This window comes from Tahibacter sp. (assembly GCF_032229445.1).
GTDB lineage: Bacteria > Pseudomonadota > Gammaproteobacteria > Xanthomonadales > Rhodanobacteraceae > Tahibacter.
Window position 1 is genome coordinate 18,286 of sequence record NZ_JAVTWC010000012.1, and the last position, 26,413, is coordinate 44,698.

25 protein-coding genes are annotated in these 26,413 nt (G+C 65.5%); 12 read left to right on the forward strand and 13 right to left on the reverse strand.

From position 1 onward, the window contains the following. The first annotated feature begins 7 nt into the window (after nucleotides 1-7). The 3 genes from RUU78_RS02945 to RUU78_RS02955 are packed head-to-tail and all read left to right on the forward strand — an operon-like array spanning nucleotide 8 to nucleotide 5,281. Nucleotides 8-709, forward strand: coding sequence for a DUF4194 domain-containing protein (locus RUU78_RS02945; RefSeq protein ID WP_313913496.1), 702 nt, complete (start codon nucleotides 8-10; stop codon nucleotides 707-709). After that, nucleotides 702-4,106 (forward strand): ATP-binding protein, encoded by a 3,405-nt coding sequence (locus RUU78_RS02950; protein WP_313913498.1) that lies wholly within the window; start codon nucleotides 702-704, stop codon nucleotides 4,104-4,106. Before RUU78_RS02945 ends, RUU78_RS02950 begins: the two co-directional genes overlap by 8 nt. Further along, entirely contained in the window at nucleotides 4,103-5,281 is a 1,179-nt protein-coding gene (locus tag RUU78_RS02955) for a Wadjet anti-phage system protein JetD domain-containing protein (protein WP_313913500.1), read from the forward strand. Before RUU78_RS02950 ends, RUU78_RS02955 begins: the two co-directional genes overlap by 4 nt. Nucleotides 5,282-5,659: 378 nt before the next feature. Here RUU78_RS02955 and RUU78_RS02960 read toward each other — a convergent pair whose 3' ends face one another. Further along, the gene (locus RUU78_RS02960; protein WP_313913502.1) at nucleotides 5,660-6,199 is read right to left on the reverse strand and encodes a GrpB family protein; all 540 of its coding nucleotides are present in this window, start codon (nucleotides 6,197-6,199) and stop codon (nucleotides 5,660-5,662) included. 130 nt (nucleotides 6,200-6,329) lie between these two features. Next, nucleotides 6,330-6,506 (reverse strand): hypothetical protein, encoded by a 177-nt coding sequence (locus RUU78_RS02965; RefSeq protein ID WP_313913504.1) that lies wholly within the window; start codon nucleotides 6,504-6,506, stop codon nucleotides 6,330-6,332. 261 nt (nucleotides 6,507-6,767) lie between these two features. Here RUU78_RS02965 and RUU78_RS02970 point away from each other — a divergent pair, with 261 nt between their 5' ends. Beyond that, nucleotides 6,768-7,694 (forward strand): site-specific DNA-methyltransferase, encoded by a 927-nt coding sequence (locus tag RUU78_RS02970; RefSeq protein ID WP_313913506.1) that lies wholly within the window; start codon nucleotides 6,768-6,770, stop codon nucleotides 7,692-7,694. Nucleotides 7,695-7,854: 160 nt separating this feature from the next. Then, a complete protein-coding gene (locus RUU78_RS02975; protein ID WP_313913508.1) occupies nucleotides 7,855-8,772 on the forward strand; it encodes a M14 family metallocarboxypeptidase in 918 nt (305 codons plus the stop codon). Nucleotides 8,773-8,936: 164 nt separating this feature from the next. Here RUU78_RS02975 and RUU78_RS02980 read toward each other — a convergent pair whose 3' ends face one another. Next, the gene (locus RUU78_RS02980) at nucleotides 8,937-9,971 is read right to left on the reverse strand and encodes a saccharopine dehydrogenase NADP-binding domain-containing protein (RefSeq protein ID WP_313913510.1); all 1,035 of its coding nucleotides are present in this window, start codon (nucleotides 9,969-9,971) and stop codon (nucleotides 8,937-8,939) included. A gap of 247 nt (nucleotides 9,972-10,218) precedes the next feature. On the opposite strand from RUU78_RS02980, the gene RUU78_RS02985 reads away from it, so the two are divergent. Continuing rightward, complete coding sequence (locus RUU78_RS02985; RefSeq protein ID WP_313913512.1) at nucleotides 10,219-10,779, forward strand: hypothetical protein; 561 nt, start codon at nucleotides 10,219-10,221, stop codon at nucleotides 10,777-10,779. Nucleotides 10,780-10,869: 90 nt separating this feature from the next. On the opposite strand, the gene RUU78_RS02990 is transcribed toward RUU78_RS02985, so the two are convergent. The 3 genes from RUU78_RS02990 to RUU78_RS03000 all read right to left on the reverse strand — a co-directional run bounded on the left by RUU78_RS02990 (nucleotide 10,870) and on the right by RUU78_RS03000 (nucleotide 14,536). Continuing rightward, nucleotides 10,870-11,781, reverse strand: coding sequence for an NAD(P)/FAD-dependent oxidoreductase (locus RUU78_RS02990; protein ID WP_313913514.1), 912 nt, complete (start codon nucleotides 11,779-11,781; stop codon nucleotides 10,870-10,872). A 185-nt stretch (nucleotides 11,782-11,966) separates the two neighbouring features. Beyond that, nucleotides 11,967-14,030 carry an amidohydrolase family protein gene (locus RUU78_RS02995; protein WP_313913516.1) on the reverse strand — a complete coding sequence of 688 codons (2,064 nt, stop codon included), beginning with the start codon at nucleotides 14,028-14,030 and terminating at the stop codon, nucleotides 11,967-11,969. Nucleotides 14,031-14,185: 155 nt separating this feature from the next. Next, nucleotides 14,186-14,536 (reverse strand): hypothetical protein, encoded by a 351-nt coding sequence (locus tag RUU78_RS03000; RefSeq protein WP_313913519.1) that lies wholly within the window; start codon nucleotides 14,534-14,536, stop codon nucleotides 14,186-14,188. Between the two features lie 237 nt (nucleotides 14,537-14,773). On the opposite strand from RUU78_RS03000, the gene RUU78_RS03005 reads away from it, so the two are divergent. The 3 genes from RUU78_RS03005 to RUU78_RS03015 are packed head-to-tail and all read left to right on the forward strand — an operon-like array spanning nucleotide 14,774 to nucleotide 16,085. Then, nucleotides 14,774-15,226, forward strand: coding sequence for a hypothetical protein (locus tag RUU78_RS03005; RefSeq protein WP_313913521.1), 453 nt, complete (start codon nucleotides 14,774-14,776; stop codon nucleotides 15,224-15,226). A 29-nt stretch (nucleotides 15,227-15,255) separates the two neighbouring features. Next, on the forward strand, nucleotides 15,256-15,609 hold the full coding sequence (locus tag RUU78_RS03010; RefSeq protein ID WP_313913523.1) for a hypothetical protein: 354 nt from the start codon (nucleotides 15,256-15,258) through the stop codon (nucleotides 15,607-15,609). Then, nucleotides 15,606-16,085 (forward strand): hypothetical protein, encoded by a 480-nt coding sequence (locus tag RUU78_RS03015; RefSeq protein WP_313913525.1) that lies wholly within the window; start codon nucleotides 15,606-15,608, stop codon nucleotides 16,083-16,085. Before RUU78_RS03010 ends, RUU78_RS03015 begins: the two co-directional genes overlap by 4 nt. Before the next feature lie 96 nt (nucleotides 16,086-16,181). Here RUU78_RS03015 and RUU78_RS03020 read toward each other — a convergent pair whose 3' ends face one another. From RUU78_RS03020 to RUU78_RS03030, 3 genes are all read right to left on the reverse strand, one after another. Further along, nucleotides 16,182-16,967, reverse strand: coding sequence for an isocitrate lyase/phosphoenolpyruvate mutase family protein (locus tag RUU78_RS03020; protein ID WP_313913527.1), 786 nt, complete (start codon nucleotides 16,965-16,967; stop codon nucleotides 16,182-16,184). Nucleotides 16,968-17,143: 176 nt separating this feature from the next. Next, on the reverse strand, nucleotides 17,144-18,112 hold the full coding sequence (locus RUU78_RS03025) for a TIR domain-containing protein (RefSeq protein ID WP_313913529.1): 969 nt from the start codon (nucleotides 18,110-18,112) through the stop codon (nucleotides 17,144-17,146). Nucleotides 18,113-18,255: 143 nt separating this feature from the next. Then, on the reverse strand, nucleotides 18,256-20,652 hold the full coding sequence (locus RUU78_RS03030) for an alkyl sulfatase dimerization domain-containing protein (protein ID WP_313913531.1): 2,397 nt from the start codon (nucleotides 20,650-20,652) through the stop codon (nucleotides 18,256-18,258). 226 nt (nucleotides 20,653-20,878) lie between these two features. On the opposite strand from RUU78_RS03030, the gene RUU78_RS03035 reads away from it, so the two are divergent. Then, complete coding sequence (locus RUU78_RS03035) at nucleotides 20,879-21,202, forward strand: hypothetical protein (protein ID WP_313913533.1); 324 nt, start codon at nucleotides 20,879-20,881, stop codon at nucleotides 21,200-21,202. Between the two features lie 183 nt (nucleotides 21,203-21,385). On the opposite strand, the gene RUU78_RS03040 is transcribed toward RUU78_RS03035, so the two are convergent. The 3 genes from RUU78_RS03040 to RUU78_RS03050 form a co-directional block, all read right to left on the reverse strand. Continuing rightward, nucleotides 21,386-21,895, reverse strand: coding sequence for a YbaK/EbsC family protein (locus RUU78_RS03040; protein WP_313913535.1), 510 nt, complete (start codon nucleotides 21,893-21,895; stop codon nucleotides 21,386-21,388). 387 nt (nucleotides 21,896-22,282) lie between these two features. Beyond that, nucleotides 22,283-22,600: a quaternary ammonium compound efflux SMR transporter SugE gene (gene sugE, locus RUU78_RS03045; RefSeq protein ID WP_313913536.1), complete on the reverse strand. Its 318-nt coding sequence runs from the start codon at nucleotides 22,598-22,600 to the stop codon at nucleotides 22,283-22,285. Between the two features lie 157 nt (nucleotides 22,601-22,757). Beyond that, the gene (locus RUU78_RS03050) at nucleotides 22,758-23,264 is read right to left on the reverse strand and encodes a DUF1993 domain-containing protein (protein WP_313913537.1); all 507 of its coding nucleotides are present in this window, start codon (nucleotides 23,262-23,264) and stop codon (nucleotides 22,758-22,760) included. Between the two features lie 179 nt (nucleotides 23,265-23,443). On the opposite strand from RUU78_RS03050, the gene RUU78_RS03055 reads away from it, so the two are divergent. Both RUU78_RS03055 and RUU78_RS03060 read left to right on the forward strand, forming a co-directional pair. After that, entirely contained in the window at nucleotides 23,444-24,658 is a 1,215-nt protein-coding gene (locus tag RUU78_RS03055) for an FAD-dependent oxidoreductase (protein WP_313913613.1), read from the forward strand. A gap of 57 nt (nucleotides 24,659-24,715) precedes the next feature. Further along, nucleotides 24,716-25,180 carry a hemerythrin domain-containing protein gene (locus RUU78_RS03060; protein WP_313913539.1) on the forward strand — a complete coding sequence of 155 codons (465 nt, stop codon included), beginning with the start codon at nucleotides 24,716-24,718 and terminating at the stop codon, nucleotides 25,178-25,180. Here the strand turns inward: RUU78_RS03060 and RUU78_RS03065 are convergent. Next, nucleotides 25,089-26,390: a S8/S53 family peptidase gene (locus RUU78_RS03065; protein WP_313913541.1), complete on the reverse strand. Its 1,302-nt coding sequence runs from the start codon at nucleotides 26,388-26,390 to the stop codon at nucleotides 25,089-25,091. The two genes, RUU78_RS03060 and RUU78_RS03065, sit on opposite strands and share 92 nt — an antisense overlap. Nucleotides 26,391-26,413: the final 23 nt, after the last annotated feature.

Below are 26,413 nucleotides of genomic sequence, written 5' to 3' on the forward strand. Positions count from 1 at the left end.
GAACACCATGAACGACACGCTGCACGACAACGATCCGGTCGAGACCTCGCCGAGCACGCTGCCGGCGGTGCCCGAGCTGTCGCAGCTGATGGTACATCTGCTCAAGGGCGTGCTCTATCGCGACGATGACGAGCGGCTGTGGGCCAGCCTGCTGCGCCTGCAGTCCCGGGTGCGGGAACAGGCCGCGGTGCTGCTCCTTGATCTGGTGCTGGACGAGGCCGAGGGCTACGCTTTCCTGAAGAGCCGCCCGGACCCGGACGAATCTGAGGGAGCGTTGCGTCTGCCAAGGCTCGTCGCACGCCGGCCGCTTTCTTACCCGGTGAGTCTGATGCTGGCACTCCTACGCAAGCGCATGGCCGAGTTCGACGCCAGTGGCGGTGACACGCGGCTGGTGCTCTCTCGCGACGACATCGCCGAGCTGATGCGGGTGTTCCTGCCCGATGGCACGAACGAGACCCGGCTGATCGATCAGGTGGATTCGACGACCAGCAAGGTGGTCGATCTGGGCTTTCTGCGGCGGCTCAAGCCTGCCATCGGCGGTGGACAGGACAGAGGTCACTACGAGGTGCGGCGTATCCTGAAAGCCTTTGTCGACGCACAGTGGCTGGCGGACTTCGATGCACGCCTGGAGGTTTACCGCACAGCGCTGTCCCTGGCCACTGCTGAAGCGAACGGCAAGGTGGGAAGCAAGGGGGCCGCCGATGCTTGAGGCGCCCACGTACGCCCTGGACTTCGTGGCCGACGACAGCCGGGTGGGCTTTCGGCTGCAGCGGCTTGAAGTTCTGAACTGGGGCACCTTCGACAAGCGGGTCTGGCGCTACGAGCTCGACGGCCGCAACGGCCTGCTCACAGGCGACATCGGTTCAGGCAAGTCGACACTGGTCGATGCCATCACGACCTTGCTGGTGCCGGCGCATCGCGTCGCCTACAACAAGGCCGCCGGGGCCGATGCCCGCGAGCGGTCGTTACGCTCCTATGTACTGGGCCATTATAAGAGCGAGCGCAACGAGATCACGGGCAGCGCCCGGCCCGTAGCGCTGCGTGATGCGTCGAGCTACTCGGTCATCCTCGGCGTCTTCCGCAACGAGGGCTATGACCAGGCCGTGACGCTGGCCCAGGTCTTCTGGCAGAAAGACCCTCAGGGCGCGCCTGCACGCTTGTTCGTGGCGGCCGAGCGGGCACTGACCATCACCGATGACTTCAGTGGCTTCGGCAGCGACATCACCGCCCTGCGCAAGAAGCTACGCGGCGCAGGCTGCGATCTGTTCGACAGCTTCCCGCCTTATGGGGCCTGGTTCCGCCGTCGCTTCGGCATCGAGCACGAGCAGGCGCTGGAGCTCTTCCACCAGACGGTATCGATGAAGTCGGTGGGCAACCTCACCGACTTCGTGCGCAGTCACATGCTGGAACCCTTCGACGTGGGCGGCCGCATCGAGGCGCTGATCCGTCACTTCGACGACCTGGACCGGGCGCACCAGGCAGTGCTCAAGGCCAAGCGCCAGGTCGAACTGCTGGCGCCGCTGGTCGAGGATGGCCGCCGGCACACCGGGCTGGTTGCGGAGATCCAGGGCTGGCGCGATGGGCGCGATGCGCTGCGGCCGTACTTCGCCCGGCTCAAAGGCGAATTGCTGGACCGCCGCCTTGCCTTGCTGGAAGAGGAAACCACCCGGCTCAACACCCAGATCGAACGCCTGGACGCGCAGCGCGATGCCGAACGCACCGAGATCGCGAAGCTGGAGCGCGACCTGCGTGACAACGGCGGCAACCGCCTGGAGGATCTGGCCGCAGAAAGCCGGCGGCTGGGACAAGAGAAGGCGCAGCGCCAGCAGAAGGCCGATCGCCACTCGGTCTTGCTCGGACGCATCGACGAGGCAGCGCCGGCAGATGAAGCGGCCTTCTTCACTCAGCAGCAGAGCATCGCCACCCGCGCCGAAGGTCTGCGCGATCGCGTTGCCGACCTGATCAACCGCGAGCGCGAGGAGGACTTCGCGTTCCGCAAGATCCGTGAAGAGCACACCGCCTTGTCGGAGGAGATCGACAGCCTCCAGCGGCGCAAAAGCAACATCGACGCCGCCCAAGTCCGCATCCGCGATGCGCTGTGTGCAGTGCTGTCGATCGGTGAGGACGAACTGCCTTTCGCGGGTGAGCTCATCCAGGTGCGTGACGACGAGCGCGAGTGGGAAGGCGCCGCGGAGCGCCTGCTGCGTGGCTTCGGGCTCGCACTGCTGGTCCCGGATGCGCACTACAAGGCCGTTGCGGATTGGGTAGACCAGCAGCATCTGGGTGCGAGACTGGTGTACTTCCATGTACGGCAGAAGAAGGCCGCTCACGGCCCCGCCAGCCTGCAACCACAGTCACTTGTGCGCAAGCTCGTCATCAAACCGGATTCGCCGCACTACGAATGGCTGGAGCAGGAGCTTCGCCATCGCTTCGATGTGGCGTGCTGCGACACGGGTGAGCAGTTTCGTCGCGAGGCCCGCGCCATCACGCGCGCCGGCCAGATCAAAGATCCTTCCGGGCGTCACGAGAAGGACGACCGCAGCCGCATCGACGATCGCAGCCGCTACGTGCTTGGCTGGAGCAATGCCGACAAGCTGCGCGCTTTGCGGGACCAGCGGGAACGTCTTGAGGGGAAGCTGGCCACGCTGGGGCAGCGCATCGGCGGGTTCAGCCAAGCGCGCAAGGAACTGGAAGGTCGACTCGAGACGCTCGCCCGACTGGAGGAGTTCACACGCTTTGCGGACATCGACTGGATGAGCCTGACTCGCGAGATTGCGGAACTCGCCGAGGAACGCGCGCAGCTCGAAGCCGCTTCGAACACCCTGCAAGAGCTGGGGCGCCAGTTGAAGTTGGTGCAAGACCGGCTGGGCGAAACCGAAAGCAGGCGCGGTGAGGCGCTGGGCAACCGTGGCGAGGCCAGAGCCAAGCGAACGGCGGCACAGGAACTGCGGGATCAGGCCCGTACTGTCTGCGATGCGATGCCGCTTGAGGACGCCCAGATGGAACGCCTGGAGGGCTGGCGAGCCGAGGCACTGGGCGAGCATCAGCTGTCGGTCGAGTCCTGCGACAACCGCGAGCAGGACGTGCGCAAATGGCTGCAGGAGCGCATCGACGCCGAGGACAAGCGTCTGGCCCGACTGACCGAGCGCATCGTCAATGCCATGCGCGGCTTCAAGGAAGACTTCAAGGCAGAGACCGTCGAGATGGACGTGAGCCTCGCGGCGCTGCCGGAATACGAGCGGATGCTCGCCGGATTGAAGAGCGACGACCTGCCGCGATTCGAGGCACGCTTCAAGGAACTGCTCAACGTCAACACCATCAACGAGATCGCCAACTTCAACGCCCAGCTCGCCCGTGAGCGGGAGACGATCAAGGAACGCGTCGACTTCATCAACCAGTCGCTCCAGGCCATCGACTACAACCCCGGCCGCTACATCAAGCTGGTGGCGCTGCCCAGCCCGGATGCGGAGATCCGCGACTTCCAGCAGGATCTGCGAGCGTGCACCGAAGGTGCCATGACGGGCTCGTCGGACGAACAGTACTCGGAGACCAAGTTCCTGCAGGTGAAGGCCATCATCGACCGCTTCCGCGGCCGTGAAGGACTGTCGGATGCCGACCGGCGCTGGACCAGTAAGGTCACCGACGTGCGCAATGGGTTCCTGTTCTCGGCCAGCGAGCGCTGGCGTGCCGATGGGGCCGAGCACGAGCACTACTCGGACTCGGGCGGCAAATCGGGCGGCCAGAAGGAGAAGCTCGCCTACACCGTGCTGGCTGCGAGTTTGGCTTACCAGTTCGGGTTGGAATGGGGCGCGGTGCGCTCGCGCTCGTTCCGCTTCGTCGTCATCGACGAGGCCTTCGGGCGTGGATCGGACGAGTCCGCGCAGTACGGACTGCGCCTGTTCCAGCAACTCAATCTGCAGTTGCTGATCGTCACGCCGCTGCAGAAGATCCACATCATCGAGCCATTCGTGGCCAGCGTGGGCTTCGTGCACAACGAAGGTGGCCGGGACTCACGGCTGCGCTGCCTGTCGATCGAGGAGTTCCGGGCGCAGAAGGCAGTAGGGATGGCCGAAACCAAGGCAGCCGGCGGCGGCGCGGCAGCATGAGCTGGACCACGGATTCGGACCTGCGCGCCCAGGTGCAGCGCCTGTGGGATCGCGGGGACCTGCTGCGTGCAGCAGTATCGAATGCCGTCTCCTGGCCCCGGCGTCTGAGCCTGAAGGCTCCCGGCGCCGCGGACCTGTCTGACCGTTTCGAGGCGGTGCGCGACTGGGTACGCGCCGTCGCCAACACCACGCATGTACGGATCGACTGGCGGGAGTGGAATCATCGGGTTCAGGGGACGCAACGGCTGCCCGCGGCCGCCTGGGTCGACTCTCTTCAGGATGCCTTGGCCGTTATCGGCAAGGCGCGCCAGGCCCAGCACTTCGACGTGCTGTGGCGGCAGACCGCGTCCGCGCAGCCGACACTGCTGGAGTGGATGTCCAGGCATCCACTCCGGGCCCTGGATTTGGCCAACCGCTGGGAACGCCTGCTGGCCGTCGTAGCGTGGCTGCAGGCCCACCCACGCCCCGGCGTGTACCTGCGCCAGGTCGATGCGCCGGGCGTGGACAGCAAGTTTATCGAGGCCCACCGTGGCGTGCTGTCCGAGCTGATGGCCTCGGCCTTACCGCCCGAGGCCATCGACACTCGCGCGAACGGAACAGCGCAATTCGCCCGTCGTTTCGGCTTCCTGGATAAGCCGCTACGCATGCGGTTCCGTCTACTGGACCCGGCCTTGCCCAGCCTGCCCGGTTGCGAAGGACTGCCTGACATAACACTGGACGCTGCAAGCTTTGCGTCGCTGGTGTTGCCCGTCGAGCGAGTCTTCATCACCGAGAACGAGACCAACTTCCTCGCTTTCCCGCAGGTGGCGCGAGCCATCGTCGTCTTTGGCGCTGGCTATGGTTGGGAGGCGCTGGCGCGCGCCGCATGGCTGCACAGATGCCATCTGCACTATTGGGGCGACATCGACACGCACGGTTTCGCCATCCTCGATCAGCTGCGCGGCCAATTTCCGCATGCGGCGTCGTTCCTCATGGACAGTGAGACGCTGCTTGCCCATCGCTCGCACTGGGGCGAGGAGCCTGAGCCTGCGCGACACGACTTGTCGCGTCTCACAGCTGAGGAGGCTGCCGTCTATGACGACCTCAGATTCGATCGCCACGAGCCCAGGCTGCGAATGGAGCAGGAGCGCGTGGGATTTGGCTGGCTGAGCGCGCAGCTGCGCAGCAGGCTGTGACGAGACTGATGGGATCCGCGAGCGCGGCCGAGATCCACCGCGAAGTGCCGCCTGCACGGGAAGAAGTGAAATCGATTCAAATGGCGAGCACATGCGAACCCTTGCTTGCGCCTGAATCCCATCAACGCCGGCCTCAGGACCATCACACTCGTGCCGCCCATCTGCAGCGGATTGACCCTGGCGGAGCGTGATCGGCAGCACTCCATCGCCCCCTGGCAGGGACAGCCCCAGCATGACCCGGACCGTTGGGCGTTCAGAGTGATCGGAATCTGTGGTTCTGACCAATCACTCTTCGCGCCCTTGGATCGAGGGGCTCCGGAATCATGGGTAAATAGCGACCGGTGCAGATGTTACCTTGTGTATACAACATCCAAACGATCACAATGACAGAATATTTCCGGTTTCCATCGCCTCAATGAACGGCGTTTTCAGCCGCTGATATTCCTCACGACAGCCCAACGCCTCTGCCGCGCAGCGCGACTTGAACGCTGAGTACCGGGCAGCATCCGCAGGCGAGCCGAGCAGCCGGTCGCGAAATGCGAGGTGACGTCTCCATTCGTCGCTGTCGTGCTCGAGAACGTGGACATGATGCGTGCGCCTAGGCGCGCCCAGGACGAAGTAGTGCCGTCGCGGGATGCCGTTTTCTCCGCGGTACCGGTAGCCGAGTGCTTCGAATCGCGGCACGAGCGCGTGGCCGCTTTCGTAGCTCCGGATGGCAATCGCGATATCGAGAATGGGTTTTGCGCAGATGCCGGGGATTGCCGTACTGCCGATGTGCTGGATGTCGAGCGCGGCGGATCCAAGGGCAGCGGACAATCGGCTGCTTTCGGATGAAAAGCGCTGCGCCCATTCAGGGCCGACAGGGACCAGTTGCAGCTCGTCGGAGCGCAAGCCAAAGTCTGGTGCGTCTGAAGGCATCCGTTTCCTGCTGCTCACTGCCTGAAGGTTGTATGTCAGACGGTGAAAAGTGCTTTTCAGACCATCGCCCTTCTCGTTCGTGAAGAGCGTGGCCGTTACGACGCTGTGTCCGCCCGACGCCGGGGCTTTGCTACAGCCCACGCACCCGGCAGGCGATCAACAGCAACCCGAAGCCGATGATCCACGACCAGGTCGCCGCGGGTTCCGGGATGCGCACTACGCCGAACTGCGCGACGAGCGCGACGATGAACAGCACGAGCGAGATGATCCAGACGATCAGGGTGGGTGCGTTGCCGGCATTGCGCATGCGAATTCCTCGAGGTGACGCGTAGAAACAAACCGTCGCGGCGGCTGTTGCCGCCGACGGGGCGATGCAGTGTGTTGCGCGGCGCCTGCCTGGCTGGCCCCTGGCGTCGGTGCCTGATCGTCTGCCCGCCTACGTGGTCTGTCAACCCGCGGGCGCGCACGAGATCCGCACCGCGCAAGCGGCACCACGAGCGCCGCGGAACATTGCGCCTGGCAGGCCCGATAATGCACGGCTTGCACCTACACCCCGCGGGGCTGCTCCATGGTTGGTCGACTGGATTTGCCGCCAGACGGGTTTGCGCTCGATGACGCCTACGCGGCCGACTCGATGGAGGCCGTGGCAACGTTGCCGCACGAAAGCGTCCATCTGTTCCTCAGCGACATTCCGTACGGCATCGGCGCCGAGGCGTGGGATGTCCTGCATTCCAATACGAACAGCGCGTATCTCGGCAGCAGTCCCGCGCAGAAGAAGGCCGGCGCGCTGTTCAGGCGTCGCGGCAAGCCGATCAATGGCTGGTCGGAAGCGGACAAGTCGATCCCGCGCGAATACTACGACTGGTGCATGACCTGGGCGCCGGCGTGGCTGGCGGCGCTGAAGCCCGGTGGTTCCGCGATCGTGTTCGCCGGCCGCCGCCTGAGTCATCGCTGCATCGCCGCGCTGGAAGATGCGGGATTCAGCTTCAAGGACATGCTGGCCTGGGAACGCCGCCGCGCGCCGCACCGGGCACAGCGCCTGAGCGCGGTGTACGAGCGGCGCAATGATGCCGAATCCGCGTCACGGTGGGAGGGCTGGCGGCTCGGCAATCTGCAGCCGACGTTCGAGCCGGTGCTGTGGTTCCAGAAACCCTACCGGACCGGCGGCACGATTGCCGACAACGTGCTGCAGCACGAGGTCGGTGCGTTCAACCAGACCGGCTTCGAACGCTACAACGGCACGGCGGAAAACATTCTCGTCAAGGCCGACGCGAGCGAATCGCTGGGACTGCATCCGACGCAGAAGCCGACGCGCGTACTGGAATCACTGATCGAATTGACGACGCTGCCGGGCCATCTGGTCGTCGATCCGTTCTGCGGCAGCGGTTCCACGCTCGTGGCGGCGAGGAATCTCCATCGTCGCTACCTGGGTTTCGACAGCGATCCGCAGTACGTGGAAACGACGCGGCAGCGGCTGGCGGATCCTCCGCGATAAGCGATTCCGTGCGTGCGCCGCCGTGCAATGCCTGCGCGATTGCCGCGGCATTTCAGGTGAATCGTGCGTCACACGGCGATCGATCCGCGCGGCGAGGGTGGCATTCCGGAGCGATGCTAAAGTGCGCGGATCTTCCGTCCTGCCGCGAGTGAGCCCCACGATGACTGACCAAGCCCCCTATCCCATCGGCACGCCGGGCCAACCCTGGGGCGACGCGGAAAGAGCCGAGTGGCGCTCACTTCAGACGCGCCAGCGCAGCTACGAGACCGACGTGGTGCGGGTGATCGATTCACTGCGTTCGCGCTTCGATGTCGTGGAATACGGCCGCCTCGACTACGCACCCGACACCTATGCGCTGCTGGCGATCCGGAGCCGCGAGTGGCGCGACGATCTGCCCAGCGTGCTCGTGACCGGCGGCGTGCACGGCTACGAAACCAGCGGCGTGCACGGCGCGCTGCGCTTCGTCGAGCAGCATGCGGACGACTATGCGGGCCGCGTCAACCTGCTGGTCGCGCCCTGTATCAGTCCCTGGGCGTACGAGCGGATTCACCGCTGGAACGCACATGCCGTCGACCCGAACCGCTCGTTCCGTGACGACAGCCCGGCAGAGGAATCGGCGGCGCTGATGCGGCTGGTCGCGCCGCTGCGCGATCGCGTGCGGGTGCATATCGATCTGCACGAGACCACCGATACCGACGAGACTGAGTTCCGCCCGGCGAAGGCCGCGCGCGACGGCGAGGACTCGGTTCCCGGTGAAATTCCCGACGGCTTCTATCTGGTCGGCGACAGCGAGAACCCGCAGCCGGCGTTTCAGCAGGCCGTGATCGCCGCGGTGGCCCGCGTCACGCATATCGCGCCGGCCGATCGCAATGGCCAGATCATCGGTTCGCCGGTCGTTGCGCCGGGCATCATCAACTACCCGGTACGCAAGCTCGGTCTGTGCGCCGGCGTCACCAGCGCGCGCTATACGACGACGACCGAGGTCTATCCCGACAGTCCTCGCGCGAGTAGCGAGCAATGCAACGCTGCGCAGGCGGCGGCCGTCTGCGCGGCGATCGATTTCGCGCTGGGCCAGTGAAGCGGCGGCGTGGCGTGTGGGCCGCGGGAAGTCATACACGCATGGCGGCCTGCCCTGCGTGCCTTGACGGCATCGCGACAGATCGCTGCGGCTGACCGCAACGTCCCGCCGCACTGCGCTGCACCGCATCGCCGCGTGGCGAAACTGGCGCCGATTTTTCAACGCTACGGTGAAGCACCGACGCGCTCCGGCAGACAGACGCGCAGATCGGGCAGCGCCGCGAGGAAATCCCGCGCATCGAACGCCGCGCCCGCAGAGACCACGCCGCGGGCCGTGCTGCGGCCGTCGACGAGGCGCTGCATCGCCTCGACGATCAGCGGCGCGCTGATCGCATAGATGTCGCGTCCGTGCGCCGTGGCGCGGCGCGTATCGCCGTTCCGGCGCAGCGCGATGTCGACCGCAAAGACCTGCGCGGAGCGTCCGTCCGCCGCGACCGGCACCGGTGCCGGCGTCGCCGGATCGCGCAGGTCGCCCAGCGGCGCGAGGTTCATGTACGAATATATTTCGGGACAGCGTACATGCCGCGAGAGCGTGACGATCTCGGACAACGGCAGCGCAACCACGGGCTGTTGGCCGAACGGTGCGGGGAAAGTCCATTCCCGCGTCGGCGCCGGATCGGCCAGCGGCTGCAGGCTGCCGTTGGCGACGACCAGGCGGCGGAAATGATTGCGCGCACCCGTGAGCCGCGTGCCGGCGGTCGGGTGCCAGCTGTCCAGTGCGATGGCGATATCGATGGCGTCCGCGTCAGGCCAGTCGTCCAGCGCGGCGGTTGCGAGCAGGTCGGCCAGCCCGCCGTAGAACGCCATGGCCGGCACCACCGCCACGCCGGCCTGCTTCGCCGTCTCCGCGTGACGCGCGGCGACGTCGAGCACCGCTTGCTGCTCGGCGCAGAGGTCGAGATAGTGGATGCGGGCGCGCAAAGCCGCGTCGATCACCGGCAGCGCCGTATCGAGAAACGGACCGGCGCAATTGATGACGGCAGCCGCGCCGTCGAGTGCGCGGTCCAGCGATTGCGGATCATCGATCGCCGCAGCGCGCGTTTCGAATCCGGGGAACTGCAGGGCGAGCGCGGCCAGTCGCTGCGCATCGCGACCGGACAGGATCGGTGTCCATCCGCGGCGGCAGAGCTCCGCGACGACGAAGCGGCCGGTATGGCCGTAGGCGCCAAAGACGGCGACCGTGTGATTCGTGGCTGGCAAAACGGCACTCCCATGCGAACCGGTCATCCGGATGCGCACAGGGGACCATCGACCACCATTCGGCGCTGTCGGAATCTTTAGCCGTTTGCGCGAGACGTGAGCAGGAAAGTACGAATGTCGCCGTCCTCGGCAGTGGCAATCCTGCGTGAACCTCGCGCCCCCAACGCATCGGCCGGTCGGAAATCCTTCGATAGCTTTCCGTACCGGGCACACTATGCTTGGCCGAAACCCGGCCGGACGTTGCGGAATGCCACCCGAATCGTCGTACCTGCTCTACTGGCTGATCGTCGGTTGCGAGACGGCGTTCTGGCTCGTGCTGCTCGCCGGACTGGCGGCGCGCTATCTGCTGCGGCGCGAGCGCCTGAGCCGCGCGCTGCTGCTGTCGCTGCCGCTCGTGGACATCCTGCTGGTCGCCTTCACCGCGGCCGATCTCAAGTCCGGCACGACGGCCACGGTGGCCCACGGGCTGGCGACGGCCTATGTCGGCTTCACCGTGGCCTTCGGCGCGGTGATGGTGCGCTGGGCCGACCAGCGCTTCGCCCACCGGTTTGCCGGCGGTCCGACGCCAGTCAGGGCGCCCGATCGCGGGTGGCCTGCGGTTCGGTATGAAGTCGGACTCTGGCTGCGCAGCATCGTTGCATGGATCATCGCGCTGATCGTCCTGATCGCCCTGATTGCCTATGTGGACAATGATGCAATCACGCAGCCCCTGCACCAGTGGTTCCGTATCGCCCTCGGCTCGGTGTTCCTCTGGTTTGTCTTCGGACCCGTGTGGAGCGTGGTGTTCTTCCGCCGGGCGGCGAAGTGATCGGTTGAGGATTCGACGCAGCGTCGACGCCGATGTCGCCTCACCCGTAGCGCCGCGTTGCTTATCACCGTTCGAATACTGAAGAGGCGCTCAGCGCGGCGCAAACGGCAGCGCGTTGTGGATGCCCGCGGCCGCGGCGGCCGCCTGGCCGACCGCAACGGAGATCTGATTCAGCCCACTGACGATGTCGCCGATTGCATAGAGGCCCGGCACGCTCGTCATCTGGCGATGGTCGACGTGGATCTCGCCGCTGTCGTCGAGCCGTGCACCGACGGATGCCGCAAGCGCAGCGCACGTGTCCACGCCGAGAAACGGATAGACCGTGTCGAAGGTTTCCTCGGTACCATCCGCCTGCACATAGCTCACTCTTTGACCGTCGAAACGCAGCGTGCCGCCGTGCGCCAGCACATCGATTCCGACGCTGCGCAACTCGCTCAGGTCGACGCCATCGGTCGAGGTGGTCGGCAGCAGCGTGACTCGGGTGGAGTAGCTGCGCAGGAATCGTGCGTGGCCACCGATGGTTTCGGCCGGCCCGTAGACGCCGATGCGCTGGTCACTGGCCTCGAACGCGTCACAGACCGAACACAGGCGCAGCGCGCCGCGGGCAATAGCCTCGGGCACCCAGTCCGGCGCGGGCAAGCGGTCGACCACGCCCGTGGCCAGCACCACACAGCGCACGCGCCAGTGGTGCGGGCCGGCACTGACGACAAAGCCATCGCCGTCGATGCGCACGCCGTCGACACGTCCGTTTTCGAAGCGCGGATCAAACCCTTCGGCCTGCGTGCGCATGCGCTGCAGCAGGTCAGTGCCGTGCACACCGTGCGGAAAGCCGGGACAGTTGTTGCTTTCGGGAATCCAGCGCGCGCGGCTCTGCCCGGCATCGACGACGATGCAGCTGCGATGGAAACGCCGCAGGTACGTTGTCGCCGTCAGTCCCGCAGGCCCGGCACCGACGATGAGCACGTCGCTGTCGAATGCGGAACGGGCCTCGCTGTCGTTCATTGCCTGCTCCTGGGTGTCACGGGTAGAAGACGCCTCGTGCGCGTAGGGGGCGTCGATAGCAGCTACCACGTGAAACACACGACAACGCGTGACGGCAGCAGCATGCCACTGCCATCGCCCATCACGCCATGGACGAACGAGGCCGCGATTGCGGCCGCGTTCGTCTCAGCGCAGCAGCGAGCGCCTCAGTGCATATGGGCGTCGGCCGGCGCCGCCGGCGGCGTATCCACCGCTTTGGCCGGCGTCACCATCAGCGCGTCCACGAACGGCTTGATGCCGAACTTCGGATACACCTCGCTGGGGTAATAGAACACCCCTTCCTTGACCACCATGGCGATGCGTTTGATCGCCTTGAGATCCGTGGTCGGGTCGCCGGGGACGAGGAAGAAGTCGGCGCGCTTGCCCTTCGCTATCGAACCGGCGCGCTGCTCCTCGCCGAGGTAGCGCGCGCTGTCGAAGGTTGCGCGCTTAAGGATTTCGGGCGCGGTCATGCCGGCCTTCTGGTACAGCTCCAGTTCGCGGTGATAGGTGAATGAGCCGCCGGTATCGGTGCCGAACACGATGAATACGCCGCGCTCATGCAGTTTCTTCACGACCGCGATGAGCTTGTCGAACGCGCCGCGGTAGGCCGCGTCGTCGCCGGGCGCGGAGGTATCGACCCAGGCCTTCATCGCGTCGCGGCGCGTGCCGACCGGCAGATGGTCGATGTAGTCGACCGCGCCGGGCGGCACCTGGCCGTCGCGGTTATGGGTCAGCGCCTCGTGGATGCCGAGCGTCGGGTCGATCGCCTTCTTGCCGTTCGCCATGAGATCGATGGTGTGGCGCACCTTCGGACTGTCGAGATCGAGTGCAGGCAGGCGCTTGAGCGCGGTCAGGCGGAACAGCGTGCGCGTGTCTTCGCCGGCACCGATGACCCAGCCGAGCACGAACTGGTTGATGTGGGTGACCTCGTCGTAGCCGGCCTCGATCATCTGGTCGGCCGTGGCGAACGCGGGCACATGGCCGGAGACGCGCATGCCCAGGCGGTGCGCCTCGGCGACCATCGCCGGCACCCAGGCCGGCGTCATGCTGTTGTAGATCTTGATCTGCCAGAAACCACGCGCGCCGTACCAGCGCACGGCCTCGAGCGCCTTTTCCTCGCTGTCGACGACGAAGCCGTTGTTCGCGCTGAACGGACTGCGGCCTTCGATGAAACCGGAACGCACGACGTGCGGGCCGGCGATCTCGCCCGCGTCGATGCGCTGGACCAGCGCGTCGAGCACGGCGTTGTCGTTGCCCATGTCGCGCATGGTCGTGACACCGGCGAGCAGATTGAGCATCGCACCTTCCTGGCCGACGTGGGCGTGCATTTCGTACATGCCGGCGACCAGCGTGCCGCCGGCACCGTCGATCGTGGTCTCACCCGGCGTGGCGGGGCTGTCCAGCGGCTCGATCGCGGCGATCTCGCGGCCGTTGACGAGCACCGTCACCGGCGCGGTCAACGCGCTCGTCGCCGGATCGAACACGCGTACGTTGCGGATGCGCACGGGCGTGCCATAGCGATGCGCGGCCTCGCGCTGGATCGCGACGAAGCGCTCGGTCGACCAGTCGGCGGCGAGCGTGCGCAGTCGCACCTCCTCGCCTTCGTAGCCTTCGCGCACGACGATAGCGGTAGGCGACACCGTCGCGAACAGACTGCCGTCGGCCTCGAGCAGCAGCGTGTCGGGCGTGGTGTCGATGCCGGAGAGCTCATAGCGCGTGACCTCGCGCGCACCGTCCTTGCCCTGCACGGTCAGCGTCGGTCCCTTTTGCAGCTTCAGCGTGCCCGCGGGCAGCGCGGGCATGCTCAGGTCCGGCCGCTTCAGCAGCGCACGCGCATAGATCTGCGCCGACCACGGGCTGCCGCTCTGCGCGACGTAGACGGCCGGTTCCCTGGCCGAGGCCTTGCCCGGACCGGTGGAATCCTTCCAGGTCGCGCGCGCGCCGCTGCGGGCGAAGCGCTCGTCCACCTTGCTGCCGAACGTCGTCGTGCCGGAAATCTTCCAGTCGACCGGCAGGCCGTCGGCGCCGAAGACAATCGTCTCGGCCATGGTCGGGCCACGGCCGTTGTTCTTGACGTCGTAGTCGACCTTCGCACGCTGGCCGTCGATGTCCACGAACACATGACCGACGTTGCGACCGCCGAAGATGGCGGTATAGCGCGCACTCTCGGCGCCGAAGGCGGAAAAGGAAGCACAGCAGGCAAGCGCTAGCGCGGTCAGACGGATCATCGGGAGCCTCGGCAGGAAACACAGTCCGCGAAGACTCGCCCGCGGCACCGCGGCGCGCAAGCGGCGGCGCAGCGAAATCGACGCGGCGCGACAGCGAACTACGTTGTCGTTGTCGCTTTCACCTGTCGCCGCCGGGCTCAGCGCTGGTTTGCCGCTCAGTCGTGTCGCGTAGCGGATTCCGCCGGCGTGGAAAGCGTCGGAGCGGGCCGTGGCGGACGACCCTGCTTGCCGGCTTCATGCTCGCGCTGCCGGCGCAATCCGCTGCGGATCAGGCCGACACCGAGCGCATACATGGCCAGCGTGATGCCCCAGAGGAAAACCAGGCCGGCCATCTCGAGCCAGCCACCATCGCGAACCACATACAGGTGACGTACGAGCACGACGCACGCGGTCATGGCCACCAACACGCCAGGGCCTGCCACATAGGCGCTGAACTTCGGCATCAGCCACGCCAGCACCAGGGCGAACGGCAATATGACGCAGGCGAGGAATTCCAGGAATTTCATGCGTGGAGGCCAGCGGTGATGGATGGTGTGACGGTCGGCCTTACGTCGCACAGTGCCGAAAAGACGCAGGCGACGAGTTGAAAGCATGCCATCGCAAGCGGCGAATGCCACGCGTGCGGGACCGTTCGACGGAGCGGTAGCATGCGCGTTCCCGCTACACGGCGGCGGCGTCGGCCATGCCAGAATCTGCGATCCCAACGTACGCCATCCCCCTCCTCTCTGCCGGAACACCCGCCCATGCCGCGCAACCGTGTGACGAAGACGCCACTGGAATGGCTGCTGTTCGCGTGGACCGCGATCAATGTCGTGATCGGTGCCGCCGTGATCCTGCCCATGCTCGGCAACGCGCAGTTGCGCGCGACCGGCTATCTGTTCGCCGCCGCGCTGCTGCTCGGCGTACTGCTGATTCTCGGCGCGGTACTGGCGTGGAAGCTCATGCACCCGACCTTCGGCGTCCTCGTCGCCGGTGTGATCTTCTGGGGACTGCAGATCTTCAGCCTGCGCCAGCCCGACGCGATGTACCTGCTGCGTCTGGGCCTGTCGATGGATTTCCGCCTGACCAGCGATCCGGAGTTCATCGTCGCGGTCAACGTGCTGGCGGTGATGATCACGCTGATGTTCGCCGTCGCGGCGAAGGATCGGTGGGATCAGCGTGCTGGCGTCGCTGCGCGGCCACCGAAGCCGCTGTGATCTCGCGGCCGTAACGCGAGGAACAGCCCATGTTCTTGAGCATCTACGAAATAGCCTGCTTTGTCGTGCTGCTGATTGCCGTAATGATTGCCGAACGCGCAGCGGCGCGCTCGGCCGACCCGGCCCGCTGGCGTGGCGCGACAATGATCGCGTGTACCTTGGTCTTCGGCATTGTCGCCGGCTACATCATCGGCACGCAGACGGCGTGGGTCGTCGCCAAGCGCGCCGCGCGCGACTACGTTTCCGCCGAGGAAGTCGCCTGGCGGATCCAGTCCGTATTCCTGTCGCCGTGGACGCTGGCACTCGCCGGTTCGCTGTACATCCTCGTCCGCTCGCGGACAAACCGGGACAGGTCGCAGAGAATATCCGGGGATCGTCGATGAACCCTGTGTCGCCAGCGGAGCCTATCTATTGCGCTGCCGATGCCGCTGATGACGCCGGCGACTACGCCACCGCGTTTCGCCTGTTTACCGAAGCTGCTGCGCTCGGCGACGTCGCCGCGATGGCGCGGCTCGCCAGCCTGTTCGAACTCGGCCGCGGCACAACCTTTGATCTGGACATGTCGATTACCTGGGATCTCGAGGCAATCGACAGCGGCCATCTGTCTTCGCTGTTCAATCCTGCAGTGACGTACCGCCGCCATGTCCATATCCGCAAGGCGCGCCACTGGTTCGAACGTTCGCTCGCCTCCGGCGATGCCACGGCGGCGATCGAGCTGGCCAAGCTGTTGAGCGTCAGCGACAGCGAAGAGCCTGCAGCGCGCGACTATCTGCGGCGCGCACTTGCTTCGGACAATCTCACCGAAGCAAATCGCGACGAAGCGCAGTGGCTGCTGCAGACCGATCTGCGCGACTGGTGAGTCGCTCGGCGCGGCGCGAGTATTGAGCAGACCGCTTGTGCCGTTCTGGCTGCGGATGGTGGTGCTGTCTTCTGTGTCCCCGGCCAGCGCCATCACTCAAGCGGTGCGATAGATCGCCGCGGCCGCCGTCTCCACCGCCTTCATCGCCGCAAGATACGGCCCCGGCCCATGACTGATGCGCGCGACACCCGCCGCGGTTAGCCTATCGAACGAGGGGGTTGCCGCACCGACCATGATATTGACCGGCAGCGGCGATGCCGCGACGAGTGCGGCAATCAGTTTCTCATCGGCGAGACCCGGTACGAACAGGCCGTCGGCGCCGGCATCGGCATAAGCCTTTGCGCGCTCCAGTGCCTGCGCGACCACACCGGCATCGTGTGTCCCGGCTGGATGCTGGAAGAACACGTCGGTGCGTGCATTGATGAACAACGCGACGCCGCTGCGCTGTGCTGCGGCACGCGCGTGGGCGAGCCGTGCGGCCTGCCCGGCGATGGGCCGGAGGCTGCCGTCGGCCGGATGGCTGTCCTCGAGATTGCAGCCGACCGCGCCGGCGTCGATCGTTGCCGCCACCGAACGGCCGACGTCGTCGGGGTTCGCGCCATAGCCGCTTTCGAGGTCGAACGTGACCGGCAATGCCGTCGACGCGACGATGCGGCGCAGGTTGGCGAGTGCAAGATCCAGCGGTATCTGCTCGCCGTCGGCATAGCCGTTCGCCGCGGCGACCGACCAGCTGCCGGTGGCCAGCGCAGCAGCGCCCGCGTTCGCCACCGCGTTCGCGCTGCCGGCATCCCAGATGTTGAACAGCACCAGCGGGCTTGCCGCATTGTGCATTTCGCGAAATGCGCGCGCCTTGTCGGACTGGGTGGTGTTCTGCGTGCTCATGTTCTGCCTCGTGTGAGTGGTCTTGCGCCGCCGGTCGGCGATGGCCTGAATCTTCGGTCGGCGCACGCACCGCTGCAATGACGTGCGAGGTCATGGCAACCGGAACGTGCAGGTCATGGCGCGAGTGACTGCGATCGGCAACACGCGCGGTGTGCGCGCACCGGGGCTTCCGCCTCTCACGATTTCCGGCGTACTTCCAGCTCCCGATGGATTTCCGCCGCGATCGCTTCGTAAAGATGTTCCTGGTCTATCTCGCCCAACCCCAGCAGCGGCAACTTCGGGTCGTTGATGGACTGAAAGCTGCAGAGAATTTTGTCACGACTGAAGCCGCACGGCTTCAGAATTACCGGGAGAATTCGAGTCCCATTGGCCTCCGCGTTGATGAGCAGAGGCGGAAGCTCCTGCTCGACAATAAAGTCGGAAGCGAGAAAGTCGGCACTCAATAGCAAGGCCGCTACGGCTGCTGTCTGCATGTTCGATGCAATCTCTGTTTTCCACTTGTCGCCCGGTCTAATTCTTCGATCGGACCAGGAATCTATCCAGCCCTTCTTTTCCAGCGGTTTCAGGTGCACGAGCAACCGGTCAAGGCAACGCTGATCGGAATGGCTGTACGAGATGAAGACGCGCATTCTCGACACCGCTGGCTCCGCACGGGCTTCTGCGACGATCGGGCCGTTCCTTATCTGCTCTATCTTGTCGACAGAGTTCAACGGCGGCGACCTCCAAATACCGTGAGATGCATAGTTAACGATGTCTAGCCGCTGTATGTCGTGCCTGGTAAGCGCCTGCACCGCGAACGAATCCTTCTCACCGAAGCAGGCGACGAGACAGTTTATGGGCTTGACCTCCTTACGGCCGGACGACTGGACATGGTAGACAGCCCGCTGAAGCACTCGCTGAAATCCCATGCCAGCCTCGGTGTCGCGCTCGTCGCCCTCAGGAATTCGCGGCTGTTGCGAGACATTCTCACGCAGCTCTGTTTCCAGGCTCCTTACGTCACCGCCGGCACCAGCAATTGCCACTTGAACTTCGTGGTCTTTCAGCAACGCCAACAGCAGTGCCTCGACCCCCATAGCTTGATGACGGCTTTCACGCGCTTCGCGATAACAGGAACCGATGAGCATCTCCAGCGATTTCGAGAACATTGATCCCCCAGCCAAGGAAAACTCATCGCCCTATTCAGCGAACGACCATTCTGGCGTTGGCACGCGCGATGCGCCAGTCGACCCGGCGCAATCGCGGTGGCGCTCTGGCCGTTGCGCTGACCGGCTGGCGCTTTCCGGGTGTGTCATCGATCCGCCAGCGGCGGCAATCCCGTCGGCTTCGGATCGAAATACAGCGCGAAGTGTTTCGCGAAGTCGTCGATGCACGCGTTGCCGCCGCCGCTGCGCAGGCATTGGATCTGACCGCTGCGTACGAGGTCCGCCCAGACCTTCGCGAACTCATCGGGTCCGCGCGCTTCGGCCAGCAGCAAGGCATCGAGCGCGGGCTTGGTCATGGAGATGCCGTAGTCGGATGCGGCGACGTCACTCTGGCTCAACGGTGCGCCGCGCGGCGTCTGCTCGATGAATTCGGCGATGCCGTGGCGCACCTGCAGCCGGTAGCCCTGCGCGCCGAAGCCCTGGTTGCCTTCGGCCGGGAACCAGAAGCCGAAGGATTTGTTGACCGCTTCGCGCGCCGTGATTTCGGCACGCAGGCGCAGGGTCAGCGAGTTGACCCAGCTGCCCGCGGGCAGTGCGCCGATGACGCCCGGGGCGACGAGGCCGCCCTTGATGTCGCTGGGCAGCGGCAGTCCCTGCAGTTCGTGCGCGGCGGTAATGTAGAAATTGCGCCAATTGGGATTCAGCTCGGGCTCGGCCAGGCCGAGGAACGCGCGCGCCTTGATCAGCCTGGCGGGCTTCAACGCGTGCGGCTCGGCGATCGCGTCGGTCGGCACGAGCTGGGTGTAGGCGCGCACGACCAGGGTCGCGAGTTCCGCCGCCCACTGGTACTGCGCGACGGCGTCGTCCATCTCGCCGGCCTGCTTGTGCCGGTCGGCCTTGGCCAGTGCGTCGGCGGCGGCAATGTTGACCGCTTCGGCACCGCAGATCATCGCGCCGCTGCCGTCGGGCTTGGGCACACAGATCAGCGCCACGGTCGATTCGGCGCGACGCTTGGGCGGCACCGGACGCAGCGCAACCGGATCGGCCTCGTACCAGCCTACCGAGCCGACATAGATTTCCCGCACCGCCTGCACGACGGAACCGTAGAACGGCCGCAGATAGTCGCGCGGGTTGACGCAGTCGCGCGCGGGCGGCACGGCCTGGTGCGGCGGCACTACCGCGGTGCCGCTGTCGGGACAACGATTCGACGGCACGGTTTCGTTCTTGATCGGCCGCACCTGATCGAGTTCGCCCATGAGATGCCCGTGCTGGCCAGCTGTGAGGTACATGTCCTCGATCAACGGCGCCAGCTCGTTCATGGTGTAACCCTTGTTCATCCAGCGCAGCGTCTGGTCGTGGGTGAACTGGATCGCATCGCGGAAATTGCGCAGCAGGCGCTGGATGTTGCCGGCCTCGCACAACGGTGGCCCATGGCTCGGCAACATGCACCAGCTGTCGAACTGACGCAGGCGGTCGACGCTGCGGAACCAGTTCGCCGGATCGCGGTACGCGGTGCCCCGCAGGCTGTACAGATTCGGGAACGACGGCCCCTGGATCACCTCGGCCGACTGCAGCAGCCCCGGCCCGCTCCAGTCGCCGTCGGTCGGCGGCGCGCCGGCGCGGTTGCGCCGGTCGGGCAGGAACACGGCGAGTTCATCGTTGGTCTCGCTGGGCACGTAGACCAGCTGCATCTGCACGCCGGCGGCGATGACCTTGAGTTCATTGTCGAACGTACGCGACGGCATGCGGTAGCTGCCGTTGACCGCGACCTTCTTGCCGTCGACCTCGACGAACGCGATCAGCTCCTGTGGGCCGATGCCGCTGTTGACGTGGTTGCGCGGAATGAAGCTGCCGTACATGTAGGACGAGCGCGCGTCGATGATGGTGCCGGTGCTCAGCGCGGTCGTGGCGACGCCGTCGTTGATCTTGTACTGGCCGATCACGGCGACGCAGTCGCGGTTCTCGACGGCGGTGTCGAGCACCGTGTCGGCGCCGGCGACCTGCGGATCGGCGACCGCGCAGGGCGGCCGGTCGGCAGATCCCAGAAAGCCCCAGACGCCAAAAGTGTGATCGATATGGTTGTGCGTGTAGATGATCGCGCGCAGCGGCAGCTTGCAGGCCTCGGGCACGGGCTGGCCCAGCGCGAAGTCGGGACAGCTCGGCAGGATTCCCTGAGCGCGGAAGGCCTGGAGCGTGCGATGCGCGACCTCGGGGTTGCCGAGCGTGTCGATGACGATGAGTTCCCGATTGCCCTTGGCGTCGCGCGCCGGCCCCTTGATCAGGATGGTGTTGGCAAGGTCGAAGCCGACCGCGCTGTACGCTTCATAGCTGAGGCCCGTCGGATAGCTCGGCAGGGGCCAGTGTTCCTTGGACAGATCGTAGATCTTCGCCGGCGTGAACCAGTTGGAATGTTCGGCCAGCAGCACGTTGGCCGGCACCAGGCCGACATCGGCCAACGGTGCCTTCTCGCTCTGCGCTGCAACTGTCATCGCTGCGCAAAGGACAGCCGCGCCCGCCGCGGCAACCGCGTTTTTCACGAACATGAATTTCCCCGTGTAGTGCCCCATGCACCAATCGCCGGATAATCTAGATTTAGCATTTGCCGGTGTCTACAGTAATCTTTCGAGGCACGATACTCCGGGCCCGCAGTCGGCGCGTGCTCATTGTGAGCAACCGCCCGGCGAGCGCTGTACCCTCGGCCTCAACCTCACCCGCTATTTCTATCGGGGCACGCGCGCACCGGCGTATGTCGGCTACAGCGAAGTGATCATGACGCTGACGCTGGACCAGCGCTGGTGGACGATGCTCGCGTGGTCGGACCACGTGTTCGCGAGCGGACAGCGCGGCGTCTACGTCGAAGCCGGTGCGAAATTTTCGCTCTCCGATACGTTGCGTATCGAAACCATTGCCGGTCACTACGACCTGGACGATGCCTATGCGGCGCGCGATCACCGCGCACTGCTGTCGCCGATCCGTACGATCGGCAAGGTCGACCTGCGCGCGTCCGGCCACTGGACCGGTGGCGACGCCGAACGGATTTTCCCGGGCGTCGCCGGCAGCCGCGTCGAGATCGCGGCGACGCTGAACTTCTGATCGTGCCTGCGCGGTTACGCCAGCGACGTCGTACGCCTCGGCCTACGACCCGCAACCCGTTCCACGGCCGACGAGCACTCCATGGCGCGGCGCGCCTGAAACCGCCACGACGCGAGACACTGCCGAAAGCACGTGCAGCAGCACGGCCGCGACGTGAGCGTTGGCGCAGCACCTCGGCCCTCGTCAGTGCGCGATACGGCCGATCCTGCGCAAATGCTTCGGATGCACCAATTGCTCAAAAAGCGCAAAAGGAATCCGGATCAGTTCGGTGTGCGAGCCGGCGTTGAAGGCGATCTCCTCGTCTTCGGACAGGCTCTCCTCGACGAAGACGTCGAGACCGTAGAGATTGCCGAACGGCGGCATCGCGCCTGTCTCGCAGTCGGGGAACAGCGGCGTGAACTCGCTTTCGGGGGCGAGTTCCACCGTCTCGCACCCGGTGGCCAGACCCAGCGCCGCGAGGTCGAGGCGGCGGTCGGCGCCAAGCACCACCATTGCCATGCGGCCGTCGAGCTTGACCATGACGGTCTTGGCGAGATCGCTGTCGTCGAGCTGCGCGCTATGCGCGGTCGCGTGCGCGGTACCGGCGCGCGCGTGATGGATGGTTTCGAAACCGATGCCCTGCTCATGCAGGAATCGTTGCAGACGCGGTTCTGACATGGGGCTGGCCTCCGCAGCCGGGTCGCCTTGCAGCAACGCGGCCGATTGCGAGCGGGCGCCGGCTGCTCACCCAGGGCCGCCGGCTGGAGTGCGCGGCACCACCGTCAGACGGTGGCCGCGATGCCTGCAGAGCCGGCCGCAGCGGAACAGATAGTTGCGCGTTCCGCACACGGGGTCGAATCTGCGAAATCAGGTTACTCCGCAGGATTGGCTGCCGCCAGCACACGAGACGATTTTTGACAGCGCCCGGAATTCTCACACCCGTTCGTAGCGAGGCCGTCGGGACGCTCGCCCTGGCGCGCGCCGCTGACTCCAGCGATGGCGAAGGCGTAGCCAACACTACGTCGAGCCCACACCAGGGAGCAGCGCGCGTCAGGGCGAGCGTCTCGGCAGCCGCAGTAGCAGGGGCGTGAGAAATCCGGGCTAGTGCGCCGCGAGCTTCAGTCCAAGCAGCCCGATCACGATCAGCGCGATCGACGCAATGCGCAACAGGCTCAGCGTTTCACCGAGAAACAGCATGCCGACGATCGCCGTGCCGACCGCGCCGATGCCGGTCCAGACCGCATAGGCCGTGCCCAGGGGCAACCCACGCAGCGCCAGCGACAGCAACGCGAAGCTGACGGCCATGGCGGCGAGCGTGAGCAGGGAGGGAATCAGGCGGGTCCAGCCATCGCTGTAGCGCAGGCCGACGGCCCAGCCGATCTCGAACAGACCAGCGACGAACAACAGTATCCAGTACATGACAAACCCCGTAGGAAGCGGGGTCGTCCCCAATCGTGGCGCAGGCGGCGGGTCGTCCCACCGCGCCGCGCATTCTGCCTGAAGCGCGTGAATCCCGCGTAACCCCGGACCGGCGCGGGCTAGCCCCGCTCGATGCCGTGGCGACGTGGCTGATTCCTCAGCGCGCGCCGAGGAAATCGCGCTTGCCGAGCTCTACGCCGTTGTGACGCAGGATCATATATACCGCCGTCACATGGAAATAGAGATTCGGCAACGCAAAGGCCAGGAGGTACTCGTCGCCGCGAAACTCCAGGACTTCCGCGCGCGTCGGGATGCGGATCTCGCGTTGCTCGGCGCCGTCGTAGGCAGCCGCGTCGATGGAGTCGACGAAGGCCATCGTGCGCGCGATGCGTTCCTTCAGCTCCGGCAGCGTGGTTTCCACGTCCTCGAACACCGGCAAGGTCTGCCCGGCAAGGCGGCCGGCCATGCCCTTGGCGGTGTCGGAGGCCAGTTGCACCTGACGCGTCAGCGGAAACATGTCGGGCGCGAGGCGCGAGCCGAGCAGCACGCCGACGTCGAAACCCTTGGTCGTGGCGAAGGCCGCAGCCTTGTCGAGCATCATGTCGAGCGTGGCCAGACTGCGGCGGACGGTGGTCTTTACGGTTTGTTGCACGGACAGCGTCATGACGGGCGAATCCTCGCGAGTGAAGGCGGAGACCTTTCCATGATCGTACGCGGGTAGCCAGCGCCGTTTCCGCCAGCAATACGGCGGGATCGCCGTCCGCAGATCCAACACATGCACGCGCGGCGCGGCCCGCGCCCTGCCCTACCGATCCGGAGAAACGAAGCATGAGCAAGGGCGAGATGGATCTCAGCAGCGGTTATCCGTTCTGGGCGGTGAAGAACGGCTTGCTCGCGGCCTTCCCGCCGCTGCAGGCCGACGAACGCTGCGACGTCGCGATTGTCGGCGCCGGCATCAGCGGCGCGCTGATCGCGAACGAGCTGGCCACCCACGGCTACGACGTGCTGCTGCTCGACGAGCGTGACGTGGGCTGGGGCAGCACGTCGGCGAGCACGGCGCTGATCCAGTACGAGATCGATACGCATCTGGTCGATCTCGCGCACGAGCACGGTGAAGCGAACGCCGTGCTCGCCTATCGCGCCTGCGTAGAGGCCATCGCGATGCTGCGCGATGTGGCCAGCTCGCTGCGCGACGTCGGCTGGCGCGAATTCGACAGCCTGTACTACGCCAGCCGGCCGCGCGACGCCAGCCCGATGGCGCAGGAATTCGCGCTGCGCGAGAAACACGGCTTCGACGTCGAATGGCTGGACCGCGCGCGGCTGCGCGAACGCTACGGCGTCGACGCGCGGGCCGGCATACTCAACCGCCCCGCGGCGGGCCTCGATCCCTACCGGCTGACCTATCGATTGCTGCAGCGCCTGCGACGCGGTGGCACGCGCGTATTCGATCGCACCACCGTCGAGCGCATCGAGCCACGCAGTCGCGACGTGCTGCTGACCACGCGCGAGGGCCTGCAGGTGCGTGCATCGCACGTGATCGTCGCCGCGGGCTACAGCAGCCAGCGCTGGCTCGAGCAGCGCGTCGCAAACAATCGCAGCAGCTACGCATTCGTGACCGATCCCATCGATGCCGCCGCGCTTGGACCCTTGCGCGACACGCTGATGTGGGAGTCCGCGCGGCCGTATCTGTATCTGCGCACGACATCGGACGACCGCCTCATCGTCGGCGGCGAGGACGATGCGATCGACCTGGCCGTGCGCCGTGACATGCAGGTCGCGAACAAGACGCGGCGGCTCGTGGCCAAGGTTCGCGAATTGCTTCCAAACCTGCCGCTGCAGCCCGTGTTTTCCTGGGCCGGCACGTTCGCGGAAACCCGCGATGGCCTGCCCTATTTCGGCCCGCATCCGCAGTACGGCAACCGTGTGCATTTCGCGATGGCGTACGGCGGCAACGGCATCACTTACTCCATGCTCGGTGCTGGTCTGCTGCGCGCGCTGATCGAACGGCGACCGCATCCGCTGCGTAAGCTGTTTTCGTTCGACCGTCCTGCGCGCTGACCGCGCCGCCATTCCGTCCGCCGCTTCGATTACCGCCAGCCCTACCAGGAGCCCGCCATGCCCGAGACCATCTACGACGCCCTGCGCGAAAGCCACGAGATCCAGCGCTCGCTCTGCCGCAAGCTGCTGCGCTCCAAGCCCGGCACCGCCGCGCGCGCGGATATCTTCAAGCAGCTGCGCGTCGAACTCGCCGCCCACGAAGCCGCAGAGGAGCGCTACCTCTACGTACCCATGCTGATGGACGACATGGGCCTCAGCGCATCCCGCCACGCCCTGCACGAACACCACGAACTCGACGAACTCGTCGAAGACCTGCAGGTCACCGACAAGTCGGGCAGCGGCTGGATGGCGACCGCGAAGAAGCTGTCCGAGAAAGTGCACCACCACCTGCGCGAGGAGGAGAAGAAGTTCTTCCAGGTGTCGGGGAAGATTATTTCCGAGGTGCAGAAGGTGAAGCTGGCGAAGTCGTATCGGAGGGACTACGAGCGGGTGCTGAAACTAGCCGGACGCAGTGGCGCATAGCGCGCCGTTCCCGCCATAGCAGCCAGGACCGCAGCAGAAACGATCTGGACGCTGCGATCGCTCGGCAGATCGACTTGACGAAACAACTTGGCGGATGCTTTTCCGGAAAGCGGACAGCCGACCACGCGTACTGCGGAAAATCGGGATTGCCGATGAGCTTGGCCTGCTCCTTCATCTCTGTTAGCACCTGGTTCACCGTGGCGCATGGATACGACTCCATGTAAAGCAGCGCCATGCCGGCTGCGAACGCACATGCTGCGGACGTCCCTTCAAAATCGTCGATCGGTTTGCCGCTGCTGTTGACTGCCATGATGCCGACGACTGGCGCCAGGAACAGGTCAGGCAGCGCGCTCCACATTTCAGGGTGCTTGATATTGCAAAAGCAAATCTCGGATCCTGGTACAGGATCCTCGTATCCGGCGACCGCGACGACACCACGCGCGTTCGCCGGATACGAAATTAGGTCAGGATCTTCGCCCACCGAACAGAATATGAGCGCCAGATCCAGTGCCCTCAGCCGTTCGGCGACCATACTCAGCATGTCGTCGCCAGACTGTCGGATCCGCGCGCTGTAGCTGTAACTCAGGACCCGCACTTTCCAGCGGTGGATGGCCCAGGAAATCATCAGGAGGAAATCTGCGAGCGTGGTGCCTTCGCTGTAACCTCTCAATACCACTTGTGCCGCAATGATTTTGGAATCCGGGGCGACAGAACGCCGTGGCTCCCCAGGCTTCACGTGCGCGCCGACAGCGCCAGCACAGCGCGTTCCATGCGTCCCGATCGATCCGGTATCCGCGCCGACGCAAGAACTGCTACAGAAATCCGAATGGTCGGCCTCCCGGGGCAAGAGGTCGCTGCCATAGAGGATTCCACCGTCAAGAATGGCGATTCGCTGGCCGCGTCCCGTTCCTGCGGGCCACCCGCCCAGTTCGTCTAAATACCAGCCCCGCTCAGCCTCCATTGGCCGCTCATCGCTGGCTTTCGCCAGCGACATTCGCAGGTTCGGTGAAAAAAACGCCTTGGTGCCACTCTTGTCCCGAATCCGGGCAACTGACGATTTGTCGACAATCGCATAACCGGTCAGAACGTCGACGAATATGCAAGCGACCGAAATGCGCGACAGATCGAATCCACGATCCCGGCAAAGTGCCTCCGGCGTGACTATCTCGACGCCACCGGTAACAATTGCAGCAATGTCCGTCGCGCGCACGATCCAAAGTCGGCTACGCCTCG